The following is a 21,643-nucleotide window of genomic DNA, read 5'->3' on the forward strand; positions in this document are numbered from 1 at the left end:
TATTGTACACGTGTTTCTTTCATTTAAAACTCCTTTGAGGAAAGAGGGAGAAATAGCTTCACTCCTCGTTTATTAAACGGGAGTAGCTTACTGTCTGCAAGTAAATGGCTAATATACCCAGCCATACAGGTCAAAAAGATTCCTTCCTTTCCGAGAGATACTTCGAGCTTGGAGGCAATGATTCCAAAGAAAACTACTCCAAGTAATGAGTGTGTGTAACTTCGGTGTGCCACAAGGGAAGCAATTAATATGTATATCCCAAGCAGCATAAGCCACGTTTCCTGTAAAGTTGCGCCAGCTCCGAGAACACCAATTCCTGTCAACAGCAGCATGTGTTTTTGTTTGATGGATGAGGCGATACCAAGCAGGACAAGCCCAATACCAATACCTACATATTTCTCTGTATCTGTTCCTTCATAAAAGCTATATCCCATGATTAAAATTGCAATTAATTGGGCGATCGTACGAAATACATGATGGGAGAGTGTAATTTTACCTCGAAGCTTTCCATCAATATCCAAATCGGGAATTAATCCTGAGACTCCACCGATTCCTACCAGCCAAATCGTTGTTGTCGGGTCTGTCTGATACTTATTTGCGATAATAAATCCGGCTGCAGCTCCAATTGCTGCATGTGCTGTACCATTCACGTCATTATTTCCTTTCTATGTTTTTCTATACTTCTCCTATTCTACAACAAAATGTATGTTCTGTTTAGAGGAAGAACGCAGATAATTATACTGTGATAAATCTTTTGTTTATGGCACTATAATAGAAAGACAGGGCTTAGGAGGCAAAAACAATGAATGTTTGGTATGTAAGCTATGGCTCCAACATTTGTGAAGAACGATTTTTATGTTACATAAATGGAGACATACCTGAGGGATCAACGAAAAGAGAAAGAGGTTGTATCGATAAGACACCACCTATTGAAACTGGTAAAGCAGAGCTGCCATACTCTCTTTTCTTTGCTAAGGAACGTAGTAAATGGGGAGAAGGCGGGGTTGCTTTTATCGACCAAGAACGTACAGAAGATCATCCCACTTTCGGTAGGAAGTATCTTATAACAGCAGAGCAATTTTATGATGTAGTTGCACAGGAAAATAATATGCATACAGTAGAGATTGATTTGGAAAAAGTCATTAAAGAAGGAAGCTTAAGTATGGCGGACGGATGGTATGGTCAAATCGTTTATCTTGGAAAAGAAAATGGATATCCTATGTTTACTTTTACATTGAATTCAAAGGAGTCCCAGAACAAGACAACCTATAATAGACCATCAATAACCTATCTTTCTATGATTATAAGAGGATTAAAAGAACTTGGAATGGGCAAGGAAGAAGTGATCAAATATTTAATGGATAAAAACGGTATTAAAGAATATTTCACAGAAGAAACCTTAAAAGCTTACGTGGAATAAAGCCTATTAAATAAATGTACATAGGGATGCATCCGTTACCATGTGAACGGATGTTTTTTTGTATTGCAAACTATATGATAGAATGGTAGATACAGATTGAATTTGAAGGAGACTTTTATGTATATAGTAAATTCTACGGTATCGGTTCCAGAAGATAAGGCCGAGGAAGTTATACAAATATATCGCGATCGTTCCAGAATGGTAGATAAAGCAGAAGGATTTTTATCTTTTCAATTACTGCAAAATCAAAAAAAGCCTTCTGAACTCACAGTACACTTGGAATGGGATACTAGAGAAAATTATTTAAAATGGGCAAGAAGCGACGAGTATAAACAAATTCATGAACTTGAGAAAAAATACCCTGATCAGGAACTTGCAGCTATTATTCCACGCGTAACTCAATATAAGGTTGTTGCTAAATAATGGATAAAGCAAGAAAGGATCAAATCGTTACAGAAGTAGTTAAACAAATTTATGATGCTTATCCTACTCTATGGGATAAATTTGGCGATAATGGGCACAAGCGAACAACGGAAGATAATTATCACCACTTAAATCATCTAGAAACAGCTTTTTATATGAATGACCAACAATTTTTTATGGATTATACAAAATGGTTGGAGCAGGTGCTAACAACTAGAAATGTAGGAACAGAATTAATTATAGACAATTATGAGCGATTAGTCTCTCAGATGAGAGAAGACGAAGAAGAAAAGATGTATAGTTCATATTTAAACAATGCTTTAACATTGCTTAAATAGATGAAGTAAAAGAAAGGGGGATTTAAAGGATGCATAAACACCCCGAAAAAATTGCGGAGTTTTTGTTAGCAGGCGATGAGCAAGGCACGATAACGTATATTACCGATTATTTAGAAGCAAATAAACAGCTTTCCTTATATGAGGATTTTTTAACTCCAGCAATGTATATAATAGGTAAACGATGGGAGAAAAATGAAATATCCGTTGCCGATGAGCATTTAGCTACCGCAACTTGTGATTTCGTTATTTCCATGATGGAAAATCATAATAATGATGCTTCCAATCCCCTTCACACAAAAGTAATGTTATTTGCAGTGGAAGAGGAAGAACACTATATTGGACTTAAAATGGCAGCAAATGTATTTAAAGAAAATGGTTGGGAAGTGCGTTATTTGGGACCGAACCTCCCGTTGGAACATGCAATCACAGCAGTAAATACGTGGCAACCAACTGTAATCGGCTTGTCTGCTGCGTTGTCATATCGATTACCTAAATTAACAGAGACTGTCCAAAGATTGTCACTGGTCGATAACAAACCATTTATAGTCCTTGGCGGCCGAATGGCAGATAAATTTCCAATACCGAATGAATTAGCAAACCAAGTGTTTTCTATGAATAATTTACATGCCTTACAAAATTGGTTGAATGTTATGGAAAAAGGAGGGAGGTTTATTGATGCAAGAAGTGGATAGTGTTATTCCTGTACCTATTTTTAAGGTAGACAAAAACCTGGAAATCCTTGGGTGTACGAGAGAAGCGACAGAGTGGTTTGGCCAGCCACAGACGCTTCTACAAATTATAGATGAAGGAAGTCATGAAAAAATTTTGCAAATGCTTCATCCTTCCAAGGTGAAAAATACATTTGAAGTAAATATTGTAGACAAATTTGGGGAATTATTATTGGTAGATTGCTATGCTGGCTGGCAGGGAGAGCTTCATGCAGAATTACTCTTTCTAAAAAAGGATCCAACAATAACTAGAGTGAGTACAAGTTTAAACAAGCTTCAATCCAGATTGCAAGCAACAGATATGGAATTGCTTCAAGAAAAGGAGAAAGCAGAGGAAGTTCTGAAAGAAAACAATCGATTATCTGCACCATTTATTGAAGTAACGAATGAATTGGCACTCATTCCCATATTCGGTGAGATCGATACGGAGAAAAGTGAGATTATAAGTGAATTAATTATTCAAAATGCCTATGACGCCATTGCTACAAAGCTAATTATTGACTTCACTGCGATTGGTAGAATAGATAGAGATGGCCTAAAGGGTTTTAATAAATTATTTCGTTCATTGGAGATGCTCGGAAAGCAGGTAACCGTTACCGGTGTCGGGCCGCGTCATGCTAAAACATTTCATGAATTAGGTGTACCGATGGATATTCATTTTTTACCATCACTTCAAAAGGCAATCACAAAGCTTACGAAATAACCTTTTGAATTGAATAAGTTATTTTAGGGATTAGCAAAGGGACCAACTTTGCATTTTTTTACGCTATTTTATTTGCTAATTACGTTTAACAAAGCTAGTTAGCGGAAATTAGTAGAGTACTGTAAAAAATGTTTAGGAGGTCAAATATGAGTAAAAGTAAACAGGGAGGCATCAACAAGAGATTGATAGATTACCGAATTTTCCTTCCTTCGTTACTTATAATCATTGGAATTTGTATTCCATTTGCAATGAACGAAAAAGAATCATTAGAAGTGATGAATGGAGTCTTTGACTCCATTGTAGACAATTTTAAATGGGGGTATATTTGGTATACTATCGTTCTTGTAGTTGCTGGACTATATTTATCATTTTCCAAATATGGGAATGTGGTCCTTGGTGATCCAATGGAAAAGCCAAGATTTACGATGTTTGAATATGCTTCTATCCTAATTGCTATGGGGCTTGGCTCTACAATTATGCGAACAGCTTTAGTACAATGGGCAGCCGTGGCGAATGACCCGCCGTTTGGAGTTGACCCTGGTTCTACGCAGGCCTTAATGTGGGGGAACACATATGGGATGTTCATGTGGAGTTTTCAAGTATTTGCTATATTCGTTATGGCCGCACCAGCAATGGCATATGTTTTACATGTGCGTAAGCGACCGTTTATGCGTATTTCTGAGGCATGCAGAGTAATATTTGGTGACAAATTTACCGACGGAATCGGTGGCAAGATTTTAGATATTATTTTTCTTGTAAGTATTCTATCAGGTGCTGCAGTAACGCTCGGTTTAGGCACACCAATTATTACGTATAATGTTGCTGAGTTATTTAACATAGAAGTTAATTTTATCCTTACTTTAATTGTAACTTTAATATGGGTATTTCTATTTTCTATTAGTGCATATTTAGGAATTGAGCGAGGGATCAAGAAGTTAAGTACAGCTAATATGTATTTAGCTGGTGCATTTGCTTTATTCGTAGTGCTTATTGGGCCAGGGGTATTTATTCTTGATTACTTTACCGATACAATAGGATTCCTCGCATCAAATTATTTTGACCTGGCTTTATATACGAATTCATTAGACTTAAATGGAAGCACCCATATTGAAAGTCACTTAATTTTCTGGTTTGCTTATAGTGCAACATGGGCTATGCTCCACAGTGTTTTCGCAGCGAAAATATCAAGAGGTAGAACGATCAAGGAAATGATCCTTACTTATTTGCTTGCACCAACATTGATATCATGGATAGCAACTGGTGTGCTTGGAGGCCTTGGGGTTCAACGTTATCTGACAGGTGAAGTGGATGTTTTAAACATTGTAAGTGATGACAAAATGGCTGCCATTCCGGCAATTTTGTCTTCCTTGCCAATGCCAACCATTGCAATGGTTGTATTTATCATTATTGCAACAATCTTTTTAACTACGACACTTGACTCAACTACCTACACAATTGCTTCCTATACAGGTACTGAGAATATGAGTAAAGCAGAGCCATCTAAAACGTTGCGTATTATTGTTGCAGCAGTTATTACTGTACTGGCATTATTGCTTATGCGAATTGGTGGGCTGCCACCACTAGAGGTACTATCAGGAATTATGGGGATACCTATTATTGCCATTCAGTTCTTGACAATCTATGCAGCTAAGAAAATGATGGATCAGGATAAAGCGTGGTTAAACAATGTAAGGGAAAAAGATAAACCTGAAAATACAAGAAAAAAAGCGTAGCCTTGAATAGGCTGCGCTTTTTTTGTGCTTTGAATGATTCGGAATATGGATGAACGCCGAAGTAACTTGGTAGTACTTTAAGCGGCCGTTTCGGAGAATACCGTATAGTGAACAAAATATAGCTAGTTTGCGAATATTTCCGTCGGATTATCTCGCTCTGCAGCTGATTAATTTGCTCTCCGGCGGATTACCTTGCTCTGTTATTAATTGTTCTCACTCTAATTCGCAATTTCCTCCTGCTATAAAATATAAATCTGTACCAGATAGTGTTCGTCGCCCAGCATTCGCAATTGCAACTTTTTTAGATTAATCATTTTTCCCGACAATACTCCATATTCTTGATGCAAGCTCTCTTGCCTCAGCTTCATCTGAGGTGCCACTAAAGGCGGCTGTAAACGAACGAGTAATCGTTTCAATCAAATAAGTCCTTGGTTGGTCACTTTTTATTTCCTCAATAAGAAATTGCGCATACTCATGTCCGCTCTGATTTCTTTCAGCAGGTAGCTTCTCGCAAAAACCTTCAAGCTGTGAAATAACATCCTCTGTTGAATATTCTTTTCGGGTGAGATTATTTTTTAACAATATATATATTTCATCATTAAGAAATTTATCCTTTGTCTCTATCATATCCGGAATGATTGAATCAAGCCTGCGAATAACGAACTGTACAAGTGCTTGAAGGTCACCGACATCTTTTGCAGTTGCTGCCCAAACATGAATAACATGCTGCATCATTCCAAGCATTAAAGCAGCTAGGTCCATCGTATATGGCGCAGTTTCTTTTCCGTAAACATCCACAAGTCTTTCCGTAAGCCAGAATAATTCATCTAAATGGCTTTTTTTAACGTATTCCCGAAGTTCCTGGTCTCCAGAATGAAATATTTCTTCAAAAAGCAAAAACAGATTTTGCTCCCGGTTCATTTGCATGCGAATAGCAACTTGCTTTGCAAGAACTTCTTTATCAGAGATATCTTTCCCGATCAGAAATTCTCTACGTTTAACAAATGTCTCCTCGTTAACGTATTCCAAAATCGCCATCAGACAAGCATTCTTGGAAGGGAAATAATTATAAAATGTACCTTTGGAAATGTTGGAAGTAGCTAGAATATCTTGAACAGAAGTATTACTAAAGCCTTTTTCAATAAAAAGACGTTGTGCTGTAAATATTACTTGTCGCTTGCGATCATTCATTTAATCACCTTTTGTACTTATAGTATACTCTTATATTACATCACAAGCCTTGTCTTATCAATGTTTGAAAAAAATACATAAATAAACCTTGATATTTTTATACAACAGGTATAGAATATTAAAGTATTGAACTGAGAGTATATATTTTATACAAAGTGTATGAAATGGAGGGAATATTAATGGAAGCAGATATTAAAAAAATGCATCAAAATCCACCATATGGCATGATCATCATTATGTTTATAGGTGCGTTTGTTGCATTACTAAATAATACATTATTAAATGTAGCGATACCGACGATTATGGAAGAATTTGAAGTATCTCCATCTACCGTTCAATGGATCACTACTGGTTACATGTTAGTAAATGGTATATTAATTCCGGCAAGTGCTTTTTTTATCCAAAGGTTTACGAACAGAAAATTATTCCTAACTGCTATGATGCTATTTTCTTTAGGAACAGCATTAGCTATGCTATCACCGACTTTCGGTGTTCTTGTATTTGCCCGCATGGTGCAGGCATCAGGTTCAGCTATCATGATGCCACTTTTAATGAATGTAATGCTTACTGCGTTTCCAGTTGAGAAGCGAGGCACGGCAATGGGATTCTTTGGTTTGGCAATGATTACAGCACCTGCCATAGGCCCAACATTGTCCGGCTATGTTGTGGAACATCATGATTGGCGAGTGCTTTTTGGTATTGTGTTGCCTTTCGCGATATTTACATTGATTTATGCTTTTATTAAACTAAAAAACATAACACCAAATAAAGAAGTAAGGTTAAATGTACCTTCCTTAATTTTATCCAGTATTGGATTTGGTGGAATCCTGTACGGTTTCAGTACGGCTGGAGACAAGGGTTGGGATGCAGTAGAAGTGTATGGTACGATTCTCGTGGGAGCAATTGCACTAACAGCATTTGTTATTAGGCAGCTACGTGTCGATGAACCAATGCTGGAGTTTCGGATTTATAGACATCCGATGTTTGCATTAGCTTCAGTAATTTCTGTTGTTTTATCCATGGCGATGTTTTCCGGGATGATTCTCACACCATTATATGTTCAAACGATTAGGGGTATTTCTCCTTTTGAGTCTGGTTTACTGATGTTGCCAGGCGCAATTGTAATGGGAATTATGTCACCAATTACTGGTCGTTTATTTGATAAGTTTGGTGCCAGGATTTTAGCAATCATTGGGTTAACAATTACAGTTATCACTACGTACCAGCTTAGCAAGATCACATTTGATACAGGTTATTACACTTTGATGGTTATTTATACAGTACGTATGTTAGGAATTTCTATGGTGATGATGCCTGTCATGACAAACGGTTTAAATCAGCTGCCGATGCATGAAAATCCACATGGAACAGCGATGAATAGTACGCTTCAGCAAATTTCCGGAGCAATTGGCTCTGCACTGCTTTTAACAGTTATGGATAAACGTACGGAATCAGCAGGTGAGGAATTATATAAAGAGGCAATGGGGTCTGGAAATGTGCCACAATCTCCAGATGCTTTAGCCCAATTTAAAATGGAGCTCGGTAGTCAGGCAATGTTGGATGGCATCCAATTTACATTCTTTATATCCACCTTAATTGCGATTGTTGCATTGATTCTGGCCTTTTTCATTAAACGGGTAACACCGCCAAAATCAACCGAAGTTACTGTTGAAACAGTAGAAGAATAAAATAAAAGTAAAATATAAAAAGCAAATGGTCCAAGTAAAAATGGATCATTTGCTTTTTGTAATAAAATAAATGAAAGTAGTTGTATCTCAAACCGGAAACAGATGAAACTTTTTATTCAAAAAAGGTTTTATTGGCATAGATCGTTTCATGAATTAGAAGATACTTCCTACATTTTCCTTTCATGTTCTAATCAACTTACAGCAGGTTTTTCGATGCTTGCTGTTCACAAATTGACGATTATGGCTGTGGAAAAGAATTAATTAAAGTAGCCAGTAAGTTTCTATCTATTTGTTCTAGAGAATTTTAAGAGAGCATAAACTGTATTATTAATTGTAAAAAGGTGGTGGGGCATCATGAATGAAACAGTTTATTTGGACATAAAGGGAATGCATTGTGTCAATTGCCCAATTAAGGTGGAAAAATCAGTATCTAAAATGAACGGGATTATTGAAATCGATGTTAATTGGAAGAGTGAGCAGGGTTGCGTCACTTATGACAGGAATCTGGTTTCTATATCCGAAATTACCGAACGTATTGGAAAAATGGGCTTTACTGCACAAGAGGTAAATACAATTAAACGATAATGAATTTGGAAAGCGGACAGTACCAGCTACTGTTCGCTTTTTATTTTCCTAGTTACCGAAACACAATTAGCACCATCTTCCAATTTTCCCTCATGAATTGTCCGAGCCATGAATAAGTATATACAAAGAATGTCAAAATCGACATTCTCATAAACAGGCATCAAGACAGTAGGAGGAGAACCATATGGTAGAAGCGATCCTTAAACTATTTACAAGTGAACAAAAAGTAACAGCTATGTTAGCAAATCCCATGATTGAATTCATTTTTATGGTCTTGTTTGTGACCTTTATTATTGCATTAATTATCCATATTACACTATATCAACGATTAAAAAACCTTCGAAATCACATCAAAACGACAAATCGACTGGACGTCGAACCACTTCACACGATGCAAGACCAATTTCAGAAAAAACAAGAGAAAGAATCTGTTAAAGTGGAGACATTTATTCAAGAAAAGTTTTCTGATTGGAGGATGTATCATATACCAGTTATTAGCCTCATTAAAATAATTCAAATGACTGTTTCTATTTTCATTTTAATTGGTGTACTTGGTACGTTTATTGGTCTTACTTTTTCACTAGGAAGTATTGATGGCACAGGTGATCAGCTAGTGGAAAATGTAGCAGGTGTTCTTGGAGGCATTGATGTTGCTTTTTATACAAGTATTGTCGGGATGGGATTATCTTTGATTATGACAATACTGGTTAAAGTTCTAAACACGGAATATATGCTGACAGACATCATGTTAAAAACGGAATCGATTCTGGAGGGAGAGGAACAACAGGGACTTAACCGCCTTATCGTTGTGTCTGAGGACATTAACCAGTCCATCATTCACCTTCAAAAAACCAATCAACAATCTCTTCAAAACATGGAAGCGGCTTTCTCCGGTTTTCAAGAATATACGACAGGCTTGCAACAATCTGCAAAAGATCTGGCTTCATTTAATGAAGGACTCTCACAAAATTTGGAGGAATTTAATCACTTATTCCATTCGATGAAAGAAGTAACAAATGGATTTAGTGAAGGTACTTCTAAACTAAATAAAAATTTTGATTCGCTATTTTCTCATTTTAAAAAGATGGATGGCCGCAATGAGCGAATGACAATTGCCTTTGAACAAACATATGAAAAAGTAAAACAAGTTGCCGAAACGCAGTTGGAAACACTAACGCAGTTTGATGCATCAGTCGTTGACTTAAAAGATTTTACAGCATCTATGTTGCAGGGGCAGGAAACAATCAAACACACATTTGAAAAGATTTATCAGCACAGCAACGATTTAGTTAAAAAGATGGAGACGCAAAACAAAGAATTTAAGCAAGTGTTTGGTTCTGATTTAACTTCTAAGCTTGGGGGAATTATGTCATATTTGAGCGAGCTTTCACGTGAATTTGATCAACTAGGCGATTCTATAACAAAACTTCCACATGCGCTTGAAGTAATTGAACGAACACAAAATGAGCATCGCCATTTGCTTTCTGATCGTTTTGAGGAGTTAAAGGAATTTAACCGTGTATTTAGTAACCATCTTCATGCACATACGAAGGAATCATCCGCATTTGAGAAACAGCTTCAGCAGGCAACAACTTCCTATGAACAAGTAGGAATAAAAAACAACCAGCTTATTCAGGAAATAAAATCAACCATTTCTCAAATGAATCAAGGCTTTCAACAGCGTGAGAATCAGTTGGAATCCAGTGTGAGTATTTTAAAAGACACAGTTGCTAATTATGTCGCAAATCTTGAAGGATCTCTTGGAGACAGACTGGATCAGGTTGCCAGAGGATTTGGAGAATATATGCGAGGTACAAATGATGTGGTAAAAAGAGAGATGAAAGAATGGCAACGTATTTCTGAAGATACACAGCAGAATAATATGCGGGCATTTCAAAGGATGATGGAGGAACTGGGAAGAGAAATTCATACATTAAATCAGCAGTTGAACACATTCGATCAGCAGGCTAGAAGACAGATTAACAGTATAGGAATGAGCCGTAATGAATACTAAATATCAACGGTTATTCAAACAAGAACAAAATGAGGGGCATTTTTGGCCATCGTTCACGGACTTGCTTACAACCATTCTGCTTTGTTTCATGCTTATATTTATTTGTATGATGATTATAAAATCCTTACAAATTGAGGAAATGAAGCGGACAATTGACCAGATTATGGGAGTGAGGGCAAAACTGGTAAATGAAATGAAGGCTGAGTTTAGTGATTCTTCCCTTGGCGTTGAAGTAGATGATAAAACAGGTGCCATTATCTTTAATACAGAGATATTATTTTCCTATAACGAATCAGAATTAAAACCGGCCTCGTTTGAATTTCTGGATGAATTTGTTCCTAAATACTTGGATATTCTTCTGAAAAGCGGTTATGAGGAATATGTAGCAGAAATCATTATTGAAGGTCATACAGACAGGGATGGCAGCTATTTATATAATCTGGAGCTTGCTCAGGAACGGGCATATAGTGTAGCTGAATACATTTTAAGTGACAGCTTTCCATATAAAAATATTCAGAAGCACCTGAAGGAGAAGTTAACAGTAAATAGTAAATCCTTTTCTGACTATCGTACAAATGAACAAGGGGAGTATAGCCCGGAAGAATCTCGCCGTGTAGAATTTAAGTTCAGACTTAAGGATGAAGAAATTTTAAATAAAACACGAGAGATTTTAGGTGAATAAAACCCTCTTTCAACTCGCCATGCGATCGGACATCCATATTACGATTAACAGGGAACCTAGTTATTTGGTCATAAAAGGAAAATAGTATGCTTTAAGAGAATTACTCAGCCATTTTTACCATAAACTCTTAATCTATCTCCTCTTTTTCTTTCATTTCTATGTTACTATTGTAGAGAATTTATAATGTGAACAGGGGTGCAAGCAATTTGCGATCGCGATTTATTTTTTGTTTATTCTCATGCATCATTATTGGAGGGCTATTAGGGTGTAGTCCATCAAAGGAAGAACCCTCCGAAATTAAAGCGGAAGAAAGGGAAACAAATATGAAAGCTCAAGAGAAACTACAACCGAAACGTATTGCTGATGTATTTCTTGATGGTGATTATGAACAGATATATACACATTTAAGCAAACCGTTTCAAAATGAGATATCGTTAAAGCAATTTAAAAAAACAGGTGAAAATTTCAATCAAGGGGTAGAAGCTTATTATTTGTTATCTGAGCTGCCATTAACGGAGGATACGGTTCAGTATGTTTGGACAGATAAGCAGGAAACAAAAGGTATGGTAGCTGTGGTTGATAAGGAACAAGTAATAACAGGTATGCGAATCTTGCCTTTGGAAACCTTCCAAGAAACGGATAACAAGTACACGAAGACCATCTTTCAGCAGCCGTTCGAAGGAGATTGGTTTGTCTTTTGGGGTGGAACAAACAAGCTGGTAAATTACCATTATGAACATAAAAACCAACGGTATGCTTATGATCTAATCAAAATGATTGATAACCAATCTTATGAAGGGGACTCTTCCAAAAATGAAAGTTACTACGCCTTTGGGGAAAATGTTTTTGCGCCTGCCGATGGCAATGTTGTAGAGGTCGAAAATGCTATAAAGGATAACGAACCGGTTGGCAGTATGAATGCAGCTGTCCCAGCAGGGAACTATGTCATCATTGATCATGGGCATGAGGAGTTCAGTTTTCTTGCTCATTTCAAAAAAGGATCTGTTAAAGTGAAACCGGGAGATCATGTTCAAGCAGGAGAATTACTTGGACAGGTTGGTAATTCAGGAAACTCCAGTGAACCTCATATTCATTTCCATGTGGGTGATTTACCTGACTTAGAAAAAGGAAAATCAATTCGTATACAATTGGAAAACGAAGAAGATTGGATGCAGGGAGATACAGTTTATGGAATAGGTAAGTAGAGTCCTCTCACTTACCTTTGCCGTCCACTAAATAAGCTTCTTTATCTAAAAAGGCAGTTGCTCATTTATGTTAAATCAAAATAAGTGACCATAAGAGCTGATAATTCATTCAGATTATTTATAGAGTTACTTCAAATATGGGAGCGTCTGGTCAATTACCTGCTGCAACTTGGATGCTTGTTGTGCGTACATTTCTTTTGCTTCCTGATTTTGAGTTTCAATAGCATAGCTCTCCAATTCAGCTTGAAGCTTTTTAAGGTTTGCTGCCAATAAAGGTTTTGATCTCACTGTGTTTTGTTTCGATTGTTCCTTATACATATCGATAAATAGGCTGCCAGTCGAGTCTACCTGTGCTAGAAATACATCTTCGATTCGAAAAGCTCCTTGTTTTTCCATTTCACCCATTAACCATTCTTCTGTATAACCTAATGTATGGAGATTTTTAGATAAAACATGCCCATCTGCGACAAGAAGCGTTGGGGCATGTTCTTTTTCCAGTTTCATCCCTAACATAAAAGGTGTGATTGGTTCTTGTTCTGTTTTCTTCATGACACTTAACTCTCCATTTGTTTCTAACACTGCCATTTCTACATCTGCCACTTTAAAAACACTTTTCTCTCGTAGTAGCATCATTAATTCATCAATTGCTAACTGATTTTTTTTCATACTATTTTCTAGAATCTCTCCATTTTTAATAACAATCGCTGGTTTTCCATCGGTTATATGTAAGAATGATCTGGATTTTAATCCAATCACCGCCAATAGAATTGGGAATAGCCCCCAAATTAATAAAGAAATTAAACCGTTAGCTATTTTTACATTCTGATCCACAGACATAGTTGCAGCAATGGAGCCAATTGTTATTCCAACACAATAATCAAAAAAGGTTAGTTGGGAAAGCTGCTTTTTACCCATAATTCGAGTCATTAGTAATAATAATAGAAAGGCCCAGACAGAACGAATTAAGATTACTACTAACTCTGGCATGTAAAACTCCTCCAATCGATAGATGCTTTTCTTATTATTGGGCAAGATATGAATAACCATACGTCAAAACAGAAGGTGGAGAATAAATTGGTTAAAAGAATTTATTTTGCAGTTCTTATTCTTATAATTTTATCAGGTTGTTCACAGATAACAGGTAAGGACGTATTACTCATTAATATAAAAACACTGGAAATGGCTTTGGACCAAAAGGATTGGGAGTCAGCTGAGGAACATACAGATGAACTACAACGGCTTTATGAGGATAACAGGTGGAAAATTCAGTTACTGGGTGATGAAGGTGAATATGAGAAACTATACGAAGGGATTCAGAGATTAAAGGTGACAATAAGAGAAGAAGCGAATCCGGAATCTAAAATAGAGCTTGCAACAGTGAAATCGCTTATTAAAGATATTTATTCTCTTTAATGGGGATTATAGCAAAGGAAGGCGGGTAATAACTTGCGCGCAACGGAGGGATAGAATGAAATTTGGATGCCATTTATCCATAAAAGATGGCTATGCAGGGGCTGCAAAAATAGCTGAAGCATACGGAGCCTCAGCTTTTCAATATTTTCCTAAGAATCCGCGAAGCTTATCTATCAAAGAATTTAACCAGGATGATGTACTGTTATGCCGAAAGCTTTGCCAAGAGAATGGACTGGAATCTGTAGCACATGCACCATACCCAACTACACTTACACCACGTGATGCAAAGAGAAGAGCACAGGTTATTTCCTCTGTGTTGAATGACCTTGAAATTGCTGAAGCTTGTGGTAGCAAGGGAGTAGTTGTCCATTTTGGTAAGCAAATTCATGTTAATAATCCGGTTGCTAGCTACCATTTAATGATCGATACATTAAATGAAATATTGAGCGTATGGAATGGAAGGGGTAGGATTTTGCTCGAGAATAGTGCAGGATTACCTGGAGGAATGGGAACGACGTTAGAAGAGCTAGCAATGATTCGGAAGCTCAGTGATTATCCTGAAAAAATAGGTTTTTGCTTAGATATCTGCCATGCTTTTGCGAGCGGCCTATGGACGGGTGACAATTGGAAAGCTGTCATGGATAATGCGATAAAACTTCATTTTTTTGACAAGCTGGAAGTCATTCACTTTAATAATTCTAAGTATGACACAGGCCATGGAAAAGATCGTCATGCTAATATTTTTTCTGGAGGATTTATCTAAAATAGGCGAGAAAACCCCCATCTTCAAGGAATGTGAAGGGCAAATCCCAATGAGTAAGTGGGGGATGAATCGCCTTCGGACAAGGGATAGCTTCAGCTATCTCGATTGTCCGACTGTTCGAGAGCGTATTGGATGAGGTAGATAATCGTTTGGGTACGAGTCGTAAACCCCTTTTTTTCTTTAAAATCATCAATTCGTTTCAATAGTGCTTTTGGATAACGCATATTTAAAACCTGTGACATTTTAAACCTCCTATGTTGTTATTAAAATAATATATAGTATACTTATTGTATATTAAAATAATATATGAAAGGAAGGTGATAATCAATGTTAGCAAAAAAAGCGTACAAATTTCGCATCTATCCAACCAAAAAACAAATGGAACTGATTAACAAAACGATTGGATGTGCTCGCTTTGTCTACAACTATTTTGTTGGGAAGCAAAAAACCAAAGACGCTTATTGGCATATCGTCAATGAAATGGTGCAGAACGGTCAACTCACTGAAAACAATTGGAAAGGGGAGTTTTTCAATAAAAACCAATCCATTAAAGCTGTTCGCGAATTAAAGAAGCACTATTCATTTTTAAAAGAAGTGGATAGTATTGCCCTTCAAAAGTCGGTTGAAATCGTAAACGATTCGTACACAAGATATTATAAAAAGCAAAATGGTGAACCTCGTTTCAAATCCAAAAAGAATCCTGTTCAATCCTATACAACGAAATGGGTGAATGGAAATATTGCTGTTTTGGATAAGCATGTTAAATTGCCGAAATTAGGTCTTGTTCGTTTTGCTAAGAGTCGTGAAGTGGAAGGCAGAATTATGAACGCAACAATTAGACGTAATCCTTCGGGCAAATATTTCATTTCGATTTTAGCTGAAACAGAAGTTGAAGTCTTTGAAAAGACGGGTTCGGCAATCGGTGTTGATGTCGGGTTGAAAGATTTTGCTACGCTTTCAGATGGAACCGTATATGCAAATCCAAAGTTTTTCCGTTCGTTAGAAGAAAAGTTAGTAAGAGCTCAGCGTGTGCTTTCAAGGCGAAAAGTTGGTTCTTCGAATTGGAAAAAACAAAAAACAAAAGTGGCTCGACTTCACGAAAAGATAGCAAATGCTAGAAAAGATATGTTGGATAAAATCTCTACTGATATTGTCAAAAACCACGACATCATTGGGATTGAAGATTTGTCTATTAAGAATATGTTAAAGAATCAACATCTTGCAAAGGCGATTAGTGAAGTCTCATGGTCCGAGTTCAGAAAAATGCTTGAATATAAAGCGAAATGGTACGGAAAACAAATCGTGACTGCAGCTAAAAATTTTGCTTCAAGTCAGCTTTGTTCCAATTGTGGTCACAAGCATAAAGACGTTAAAAATCTTGCTTTGCGTGAATGGGAATGTCCGATGTGCAAAACGCATCACCAAAGAGATATTAACGCAAGTATCAATCTTCGTAACGAAGCATTACGATTAACCGCAGGAACTGCGGGGATAGCCTAATCCATAACTAACCGTTAGGTTGGTGTTCTTAGGAATCTCCCACTTCAATCACACCGTAAGGTCGATAAGTGGTGGGTAGTTCAATTGTCGTTGGTTTTGTTGGTGTGCTGATTATAATTATGGGGATTGCATCTCTCGTTATGAGAAGAGTTACAGGGCCAAATAGAGATTTACAAAAAAGAGTAAGGTATTTGGAGAATGAAGTCGAGAAATTGAATAGGACAAAAACGGATTAAGAAAATGTTGGCATTAACTTATAAATGCATCCTGAAAGAAATACATATTGGAAAAATTCAAGAAATGTATTGTAGACACTTTTTATCAGCAAATTGTTTGGTATACTGATAATAGTGTGATAAGGCTTATCATGGGTGGTGGCTCAACTCCCTTCCGAAAGGGGGTGATGCCTTTTGACAGTGTTTGAGACATTAGTTTTAATGATCTCGTTTGCAACATTGATTGTTGCCGTATTGTCAGAAAAAAAATAACCACCCAAGCCTAGCAAGCAATTAGGGTGGTCATTTTATGCACCTTTTTGTGAGCTGCCCCCTTGAAGGGCTATTACACGGAGGCTTAATGGTGTATCAGCACCATTAAGCCTTTTTTTATTTTATGAACATTCTATTTATAGTATACCCTATTTTAGAGTAAAATCAAGCCTCGTATAGGCCGGGCAACAGACTACAAATAAAACGATTTAATATTATAGTGAGGTAAGTTTTAAGGTTACTGAGTTGTAAAAGGAGAATATAGGTGAAGCATTATTTGTTGTTAGGATTATGCTGGGGGAAATAATTATTATAAGATAGCTGATTAAGTTGAACACGGAAAGGAATATCCGTGTACTTTTAGGAAGGGGATAAATAAAATGCCAGACATAATAACTAAAAATTTATTTATGATTTCATGGAACAAAGCGCTTGTCATGGCAGCTATGAAGGATAAAGAGAAACTCGGGAAATTACTTGATGCGCGGATTCCGGAAGATTTCCCCAATGAACCTGTAAGACAGCATGTATTACCGGATTTACTAAAGAGCTTGGAAAAGGATGCTTCCTATGGACAGTGGAGCGGAGTAATTTTGAACAAGTCTGAAAAGGTTGCTATTGGTACTATGGGGTTTAAATCTCCCCCAGATGAGATGAAGCACGGGGAAATAGGATATGATATTGTTCCAGCTTATCAAGGGAAAGGTTATGCAACAGAGATGGCGAATGCTGTGGTTCAGTGGGCATTTCAGGAAAAAGAGCTGAGAGGGATCTCAGCAAAGTGCTCCCCAATTAATATTGCTTCGGTGCGTGTACTTGAGAAAATAGGGATGGAACATGTGAGTACTACAGAAGAAATTATGTGCTGGGAGATTCTAAACAAAGAATATAAATGTTGATGGGCAGCAATACCCCCACTCATGGCCGAAAGGGGGGAAACCGGATAAATGGGGGTATTGCTGCCCACCATGGGTGAACTCAGCATATCATCTCGCAGGGTGATGCTGTATACAAACCTCAAATGTGGATAGCTCCGAACCTAAAATTGGATTATCCCCAGATTCTTGTTTATCTATCTCTTTTGCTGCATGAGCTTTTTCAGATGCCCTGCTTTCTCGCCACGCATTGAAGTAGGAGTGATCTTGCCAAGTTGTGCAGATCTGCAATTCATCATGTTCTTCTGTATTTTCTTTTTTTAGTACTTCCATTAATATAAAACCGTCAAATGTATGTACGGATTTAGCAGTTTTAAATCTTGTAATTACTTCTTCAGTTCTCCCTTTTTTAATACGAAGCGTGTTTATTGCTTTCATCATTGTCATTTTATAGCCTCCTTGGATAGTAATGTTTGCAAGTAGTTTAACACTGGTTCTGCTAGTTTTTTAATATTGATAATCATTTTCAATTAACTGTATTGTAGTTGAAAACGATTATCAATGTCAACACTTTGTTTATAGTGAAAGTCTTTATAAACTTCAAAACTTCCAGCTGGTATGTAAGCAAATTATTCATAGAGGATTGTGGTATTTATATTTAATAAGGGAATTAGTGTAATAAGACTGAACTAATATTCGAGTGTATCCTCGAATAAAAGAACAAATTGTTTCCTATGTCACATTTCTAATTCATTTACCGACATTTCGTTATTTCAGATCTTCCGTTTTCGGTTTTATCCAAATGTAACTTTTATTATTGGAGAAGTTGGATGGGGAAACTACATTGTCAGAGTTTTGAAAAATTACATTAAGAAAAGCCTCCACTGTTGGAGGCTTTTTAAATTTTTTTTTCAAAAAAGAGCACTAGCGCTTTTTATATTATTATTTTTCATTTTCAAAAGCTTTTAGGGCTGCTTCTGCCACTTGTACATCTTGTGGGACAGCCCCACCGCTAACTCCGACAGCTCCGACGACTTTGCCTTCCTTCTCAAGAGGAAGACCACCACCAAATACGACAATTTTACCTTGGTTCGTTGTATTCAACCCCCATAATTCAGAGTTAGGGACTGTAGCTTCTTCCAGATTGGATGTAGGCATTTTTAAAGCAACGGACGTCCATGCTTTATTGTGCGCTATGTCCACACTCGCCAACCATGCATCATCCATGCGGTGTGTAGCGACTAGATTACCGCCATCGTCAACGATCGTAATCACCATCTGTACTCCGATATTTCTTGATTCCGCCTCGGCAGCGTCAATTAATTTTTTCGCCATCTCCAAGTTTAATTTTTCCATTTGTACACAACCTTTCTTTTTCAAAGTAAAAATTGTTCTATTAATTCGATTCCCTGCTGCTAATCAATTAAACGTATATTATAAAAACTATTCAATTATTGAAAAAATAAATTTTTTTAAGTTTTAAAAACCATTTGTCGGGAAGAGAACTAACAGTGGGTCTACATAAACTTATGAGATCCTTGTATGTTTCTAACATTTAAGGGAGGTATTAAATTGGCTGGGAATCGTGGAGTAGTATATGTAGGGGATGGAAAAGTGGAGGTTCAGGATATTTCATATCCGGATTTAGTATTACATGATGGGCCTGGGGTACCTAAATCGAATGCAGGAAGAAAGTGTGAACATGGGGTAATTATTAAAAATATAGTCACTAACATTTGTGGAAGTGACCAGCACATGGTGCGTGGACGAACCACAGCACCTGAAGGCTTGGTACTTGGCCATGAAATTACCGGTGAAATTGTAGAAGTTGGACGGGATGTAGAATTTTTGAAAAAAGGAGATATTGTATCTGTGCCATTTAATGTGGCCTGTGGTCGTTGTAAAATGTGTCGCAGACAGGATACGCATATTTGCCAAAATGTTAATCCGGAAAGACCAGGAGGAGCATACGGCTATGTAGATATGGGTGGCTGGGTAGGTGGCCAGTCGGAATATGTTATGGTTCCTTACGCGGATTTTCAGCTATTGAAATTTCCGGATAGAGATAAAGCGATGGATAAAATTTTAGACCTTACAATGCTCTCTGATATTTTTCCAACAGGGTATCATGGGGCAATTAAGGCCAGTGTAACTACTGGTTCAACGGTTTATGTTGCAGGAGCGGGTCCAGTTGGCCTGGCTGCAGCTCATTCAGCCCAATTACTCGGAGCTGCGGTAGTGATCGTAGGAGATTTGAAAGAAGAACGGTTAAAGCAGGCAAGAAGCTTTGGGTGTGAAACAATTAATCTAAAAGAGCATGATGATGTGGGTGAACAAATTGAACAGATAATCGGCGAACCAGAAGTGGATTGTGCGATTGATGCAGTTGGATTTGAGGCGTATGGTCATGGTACAGACCATGATGATGCACCTGCAACAGTGTTGAATACAATGATGGATGTTGTGGAAGCAGGTGGACAATATGGTATCCCTGGTCTATACGTCACAGAGGATCCGGGCGCCAAGGATAAGGATGCGAAGCAAGGTTCGTTAAAAGTAAGATTTGGCCTTGGTTGGTCTAAAGCTCATTCGCTTCATACAGGACAAACTCCAGCAATGAGGTATCAACGTCAGCTGATGAATGCCATTTTAAATGGTAAAGCTGATATTGCAAAGGTTGTAAATGCAACAGTTATTTCTTTGGATGAAGCACCACAGGGTTACGCTGATTTTGACAGTGGGGTAGCTAAGAAGTTTATCATCGATCCACATGGGTCGTTAAGTAAATAGGTTAAGATTGCTCCCTCTTTGTTTGTTGATAAAGAGGGAGTTTTTTATATTAGTGGAAAAAATCAAGTAATCTATTATAATTAACTTTAATCAACTAGTTTGGAGGTTAATTATGATTCATAAACGGCGTGATAAACCAATTGGATTAAGAATGTTAGAACTTTTAAGCAAGCGTATGTCCATTGATAGCAAAACAATGCAACAATATGTAAGTTTGAAAAAGGGATATGAAGGAGAGTTATTTTTTGATACATTTATCAATGAACTTAAGGAAGAATGTATTATTTTGAATGATTTATTGCTGGAAGTAAATCATACAGTTTTTCAAATTGATTCACTCCTTATTACCCAGGAGAAGATTCAATTGTACGAGGTGAAGAATTTTGGAGGAGATTTTTATTACGAGGAAGATAAGTTATTCACCAGAAATCAGCGGGAAATTGTTAATCCATTACATCAAGTAGGTAGAAGCAATTCCTTATTCAGTCAATTACTCATCAAACTACAAATAAAAATGCCTATAGAAGCATTTGTAGTTTTTGTTAACCCCGACTTTACGCTTTATCAAGCCCCGATAGGAAAACCTATTATTTTCCCAGGTCAACTGAAAAGACACATGAGTAATCTAAGTAATACCCACTCTAGATTGACTAATTATCATAAAAATATTGCTGAACAATTAGTAGAACGACATATAGCAGAACCTCTTTATCCACATGTTCTTCACTATGATTATCAACTACTACGTAAAGGTATTACCTGTCAAAAATGTGATTCATTTTCCATAACTGTAGAAAGGAAATACTGCTCCTGTAATTTATGCAATCACAAAGAGCTAGTTTCCTTAGCTGTATTAAGAAGTGTCGAAGAATTCACGACTCTTTTTCCCAAAGAAAAAATAACAACGAATATCATTCATGATTGGTGTAAAATAGTCACATGTAAAAAACGGATTTCGAGATATTTGGAAAGTAATTTTCAGAAAGAAGGAGTTCGACAATGGACATTCTATAAGTAACTCTCTAAAGAATTGATTATTGGGCTGACGGACATTGCGAGAGGAAATCTGGTCTTGAATGTCTATCATAAGGATGCTGACGTACA

The 21,643-nt window shown here is 37.0% G+C and carries 25 protein-coding genes; 19 read left to right on the top strand and 6 right to left on the bottom strand.

Annotation, left to right across the window (positions count from 1 at the left end; genetic code table 11):
- Positions 1-23: 23 nt before the first annotated feature.
- Positions 24-650, bottom strand: coding sequence for a metal-dependent hydrolase (locus tag BME96_RS06705; RefSeq protein WP_071648709.1), 627 nt, complete (start codon positions 648-650; stop codon positions 24-26).
- Positions 651-802: 152 nt separating this feature from the next.
- Here BME96_RS06705 and BME96_RS06710 point away from each other — a divergent pair, with 152 nt between their 5' ends.
- From BME96_RS06710 to BME96_RS06735, 6 genes are all read left to right on the top strand, one after another.
- Positions 803-1,420: a hypothetical protein gene (locus BME96_RS06710; RefSeq protein ID WP_071648710.1), complete on the top strand. Its 618-nt coding sequence runs from the start codon at positions 803-805 to the stop codon at positions 1,418-1,420.
- A gap of 117 nt (positions 1,421-1,537) precedes the next feature.
- Complete coding sequence (locus tag BME96_RS06715; protein WP_071648711.1) at positions 1,538-1,843, top strand: antibiotic biosynthesis monooxygenase family protein; 306 nt, start codon at positions 1,538-1,540, stop codon at positions 1,841-1,843.
- Positions 1,843-2,181 (top strand): hypothetical protein, encoded by a 339-nt coding sequence (locus BME96_RS06720; RefSeq protein ID WP_060678985.1) that lies wholly within the window; start codon positions 1,843-1,845, stop codon positions 2,179-2,181. The genes BME96_RS06715 and BME96_RS06720 overlap by 1 nt, the downstream gene beginning before the upstream one ends.
- A gap of 29 nt (positions 2,182-2,210) precedes the next feature.
- The gene (locus BME96_RS06725; RefSeq protein ID WP_060678987.1) at positions 2,211-2,873 is read left to right on the top strand and encodes a cobalamin B12-binding domain-containing protein; all 663 of its coding nucleotides are present in this window, start codon (positions 2,211-2,213) and stop codon (positions 2,871-2,873) included.
- Complete coding sequence (locus tag BME96_RS06730) at positions 2,857-3,612, top strand: STAS domain-containing protein (RefSeq protein WP_060678989.1); 756 nt, start codon at positions 2,857-2,859, stop codon at positions 3,610-3,612. Before BME96_RS06725 ends, BME96_RS06730 begins: the two co-directional genes overlap by 17 nt.
- A 146-nt stretch (positions 3,613-3,758) precedes the next feature.
- Positions 3,759-5,345, top strand: coding sequence for a BCCT family transporter (locus BME96_RS06735; RefSeq protein ID WP_019377314.1), 1,587 nt, complete (start codon positions 3,759-3,761; stop codon positions 5,343-5,345).
- Between the two features lie 306 nt (positions 5,346-5,651).
- Here BME96_RS06735 and BME96_RS06740 read toward each other — a convergent pair whose 3' ends face one another.
- Positions 5,652-6,536 carry a TetR/AcrR family transcriptional regulator gene (locus BME96_RS06740; protein WP_019377313.1) on the bottom strand — a complete coding sequence of 295 codons (885 nt, stop codon included), beginning with the start codon at positions 6,534-6,536 and terminating at the stop codon, positions 5,652-5,654.
- Positions 6,537-6,715: 179 nt separating this feature from the next.
- On the opposite strand from BME96_RS06740, the gene BME96_RS06745 reads away from it, so the two are divergent.
- From BME96_RS06745 to BME96_RS06765, 5 genes are all read left to right on the top strand, one after another.
- Entirely contained in the window at positions 6,716-8,224 is a 1,509-nt protein-coding gene (locus BME96_RS06745) for a DHA2 family efflux MFS transporter permease subunit (protein WP_071648712.1), read from the top strand.
- Between the two features lie 354 nt (positions 8,225-8,578).
- Positions 8,579-8,809: a cation transporter gene (locus BME96_RS06750; protein ID WP_019377311.1), complete on the top strand. Its 231-nt coding sequence runs from the start codon at positions 8,579-8,581 to the stop codon at positions 8,807-8,809.
- A 184-nt stretch (positions 8,810-8,993) separates the two neighbouring features.
- Positions 8,994-10,823, top strand: coding sequence for a MotA/TolQ/ExbB proton channel family protein (locus BME96_RS06755; protein ID WP_071648713.1), 1,830 nt, complete (start codon positions 8,994-8,996; stop codon positions 10,821-10,823).
- Entirely contained in the window at positions 10,813-11,505 is a 693-nt protein-coding gene (locus tag BME96_RS06760; RefSeq protein ID WP_060678994.1) for an OmpA family protein, read from the top strand. The genes BME96_RS06755 and BME96_RS06760 overlap by 11 nt, the downstream gene beginning before the upstream one ends.
- A 323-nt stretch (positions 11,506-11,828) precedes the next feature.
- Entirely contained in the window at positions 11,829-12,710 is an 882-nt protein-coding gene (locus BME96_RS06765; RefSeq protein WP_223280617.1) for a M23 family metallopeptidase, read from the top strand.
- A 126-nt stretch (positions 12,711-12,836) separates the two neighbouring features.
- Here the strand turns inward: BME96_RS06765 and BME96_RS06770 are convergent, their stop codons facing one another.
- Positions 12,837-13,697 (bottom strand): DUF421 domain-containing protein, encoded by an 861-nt coding sequence (locus BME96_RS06770; protein WP_019377307.1) that lies wholly within the window; start codon positions 13,695-13,697, stop codon positions 12,837-12,839.
- 87 nt (positions 13,698-13,784) lie between these two features.
- On the opposite strand from BME96_RS06770, the gene BME96_RS06775 reads away from it, so the two are divergent.
- Together BME96_RS06775 and BME96_RS06780 are read left to right on the top strand one after the other, a co-directional pair.
- Positions 13,785-14,123 carry a DUF4363 family protein gene (locus BME96_RS06775; RefSeq protein ID WP_071648715.1) on the top strand — a complete coding sequence of 113 codons (339 nt, stop codon included), beginning with the start codon at positions 13,785-13,787 and terminating at the stop codon, positions 14,121-14,123.
- Between the two features lie 55 nt (positions 14,124-14,178).
- A complete protein-coding gene (locus tag BME96_RS06780) occupies positions 14,179-14,886 on the top strand; it encodes a deoxyribonuclease IV (RefSeq protein WP_231478678.1) in 708 nt (235 codons plus the stop codon).
- A gap of 92 nt (positions 14,887-14,978) precedes the next feature.
- On the opposite strand, the gene BME96_RS19790 is transcribed toward BME96_RS06780, so the two are convergent.
- Positions 14,979-15,128, bottom strand: coding sequence for a ribbon-helix-helix domain-containing protein (locus BME96_RS19790; RefSeq protein ID WP_019379196.1), 150 nt, complete (start codon positions 15,126-15,128; stop codon positions 14,979-14,981).
- Between the two features lie 85 nt (positions 15,129-15,213).
- Between BME96_RS19790 and tnpB the strand changes: the two genes are divergently transcribed.
- The 4 genes from tnpB to BME96_RS06790 all read left to right on the top strand — a co-directional run bounded on the left by tnpB (position 15,214) and on the right by BME96_RS06790 (position 17,773).
- A complete protein-coding gene (tnpB, locus tag BME96_RS06785) occupies positions 15,214-16,386 on the top strand; it encodes an IS200/IS605 family element RNA-guided endonuclease TnpB (protein ID WP_071648716.1) in 1,173 nt (390 codons plus the stop codon).
- Between the two features lie 68 nt (positions 16,387-16,454).
- Entirely contained in the window at positions 16,455-16,622 is a 168-nt protein-coding gene (locus BME96_RS19560) for a hypothetical protein (RefSeq protein WP_156035972.1), read from the top strand.
- A gap of 201 nt (positions 16,623-16,823) precedes the next feature.
- On the top strand, positions 16,824-16,874 hold the full coding sequence (locus BME96_RS20160; RefSeq protein ID WP_408068413.1) for a hypothetical protein: 51 nt from the start codon (positions 16,824-16,826) through the stop codon (positions 16,872-16,874).
- A 380-nt stretch (positions 16,875-17,254) separates the two neighbouring features.
- Positions 17,255-17,773 carry a GNAT family N-acetyltransferase gene (locus tag BME96_RS06790; protein WP_071648717.1) on the top strand — a complete coding sequence of 173 codons (519 nt, stop codon included), beginning with the start codon at positions 17,255-17,257 and terminating at the stop codon, positions 17,771-17,773.
- 87 nt (positions 17,774-17,860) lie between these two features.
- On the opposite strand, the gene BME96_RS06795 is transcribed toward BME96_RS06790, so the two are convergent.
- On the bottom strand, positions 17,861-18,196 hold the full coding sequence (locus BME96_RS06795) for an antibiotic biosynthesis monooxygenase (RefSeq protein WP_082387990.1): 336 nt from the start codon (positions 18,194-18,196) through the stop codon (positions 17,861-17,863).
- A 495-nt stretch (positions 18,197-18,691) separates the two neighbouring features.
- Positions 18,692-19,105 (bottom strand): GlcG/HbpS family heme-binding protein, encoded by a 414-nt coding sequence (locus BME96_RS06800; protein WP_019377294.1) that lies wholly within the window; start codon positions 19,103-19,105, stop codon positions 18,692-18,694.
- A 216-nt stretch (positions 19,106-19,321) separates the two neighbouring features.
- Here BME96_RS06800 and fdhA point away from each other — a divergent pair, with 216 nt between their 5' ends.
- Positions 19,322-20,539 (top strand): formaldehyde dehydrogenase, glutathione-independent, encoded by a 1,218-nt coding sequence (gene fdhA, locus BME96_RS06805; protein ID WP_071648718.1) that lies wholly within the window; start codon positions 19,322-19,324, stop codon positions 20,537-20,539.
- A gap of 112 nt (positions 20,540-20,651) precedes the next feature.
- Positions 20,652-21,557, top strand: coding sequence for a nuclease-related domain-containing protein (locus BME96_RS06810; protein ID WP_071648719.1), 906 nt, complete (start codon positions 20,652-20,654; stop codon positions 21,555-21,557).
- Positions 21,558-21,643: the final 86 nt, after the last annotated feature.

It is taken from the genome of Virgibacillus halodenitrificans, assembly GCF_001878675.1.
Taxonomy (GTDB): domain Bacteria; phylum Bacillota; class Bacilli; order Bacillales; family Amphibacillaceae; genus Virgibacillus_Q; species Virgibacillus_Q halodenitrificans.

Bases quoted from the DNA above. Each gene is read 5' to 3' on its own strand.
- BME96_RS19790 (WP_019379196.1), bottom strand. From the start codon at position 15,128: ATGTCACAGGTTTTAAATATGCGTTATCCAAAAGCACTATTGAAACGA.
- BME96_RS06725 (WP_060678987.1), top strand. From the start codon at position 2,211: ATGCATAAACACCCCGAAAAAATTGCGGAGTTTTTGTTAGCAGGCGAT.
- BME96_RS06760 (WP_060678994.1), top strand. From the start codon at position 10,813: ATGAATACTAAATATCAACGGTTATTCAAACAAGAACAAAATGAGGGG.
- BME96_RS06755 (WP_071648713.1), top strand. From the start codon at position 8,994: ATGGTAGAAGCGATCCTTAAACTATTTACAAGTGAACAAAAAGTAACA.
- BME96_RS06810 (WP_071648719.1), top strand. From the start codon at position 20,652: ATGATTCATAAACGGCGTGATAAACCAATTGGATTAAGAATGTTAGAA.
- BME96_RS06740 (WP_019377313.1), bottom strand. From the start codon at position 6,536: ATGAATGATCGCAAGCGACAAGTAATATTTACAGCACAACGTCTTTTT.
- BME96_RS06800 (WP_019377294.1), bottom strand. From the start codon at position 19,105: ATGGAAAAATTAAACTTGGAGATGGCGAAAAAATTAATTGACGCTGCC.
- BME96_RS06745 (WP_071648712.1), top strand. From the start codon at position 6,716: ATGGAAGCAGATATTAAAAAAATGCATCAAAATCCACCATATGGCATG.
- BME96_RS06720 (WP_060678985.1), top strand. From the start codon at position 1,843: ATGGATAAAGCAAGAAAGGATCAAATCGTTACAGAAGTAGTTAAACAA.
- BME96_RS06730 (WP_060678989.1), top strand. From the start codon at position 2,857: ATGCAAGAAGTGGATAGTGTTATTCCTGTACCTATTTTTAAGGTAGAC.
- BME96_RS06715 (WP_071648711.1), top strand. From the start codon at position 1,538: ATGTATATAGTAAATTCTACGGTATCGGTTCCAGAAGATAAGGCCGAG.
- BME96_RS06780 (WP_231478678.1), top strand. From the start codon at position 14,179: ATGAAATTTGGATGCCATTTATCCATAAAAGATGGCTATGCAGGGGCT.
- BME96_RS06770 (WP_019377307.1), bottom strand. From the start codon at position 13,697: ATGCCAGAGTTAGTAGTAATCTTAATTCGTTCTGTCTGGGCCTTTCTA.
- BME96_RS06710 (WP_071648710.1), top strand. From the start codon at position 803: ATGAATGTTTGGTATGTAAGCTATGGCTCCAACATTTGTGAAGAACGA.
- BME96_RS06735 (WP_019377314.1), top strand. From the start codon at position 3,759: ATGAGTAAAAGTAAACAGGGAGGCATCAACAAGAGATTGATAGATTAC.
- BME96_RS06795 (WP_082387990.1), bottom strand. From the start codon at position 18,196: ATGACAATGATGAAAGCAATAAACACGCTTCGTATTAAAAAAGGGAGA.
- BME96_RS06750 (WP_019377311.1), top strand. From the start codon at position 8,579: ATGAATGAAACAGTTTATTTGGACATAAAGGGAATGCATTGTGTCAAT.
- tnpB (WP_071648716.1), top strand. From the start codon at position 15,214: ATGTTAGCAAAAAAAGCGTACAAATTTCGCATCTATCCAACCAAAAAA.
- BME96_RS06790 (WP_071648717.1), top strand. From the start codon at position 17,255: ATGCCAGACATAATAACTAAAAATTTATTTATGATTTCATGGAACAAA.
- BME96_RS06765 (WP_223280617.1), top strand. From the start codon at position 11,829: ATGAAAGCTCAAGAGAAACTACAACCGAAACGTATTGCTGATGTATTT.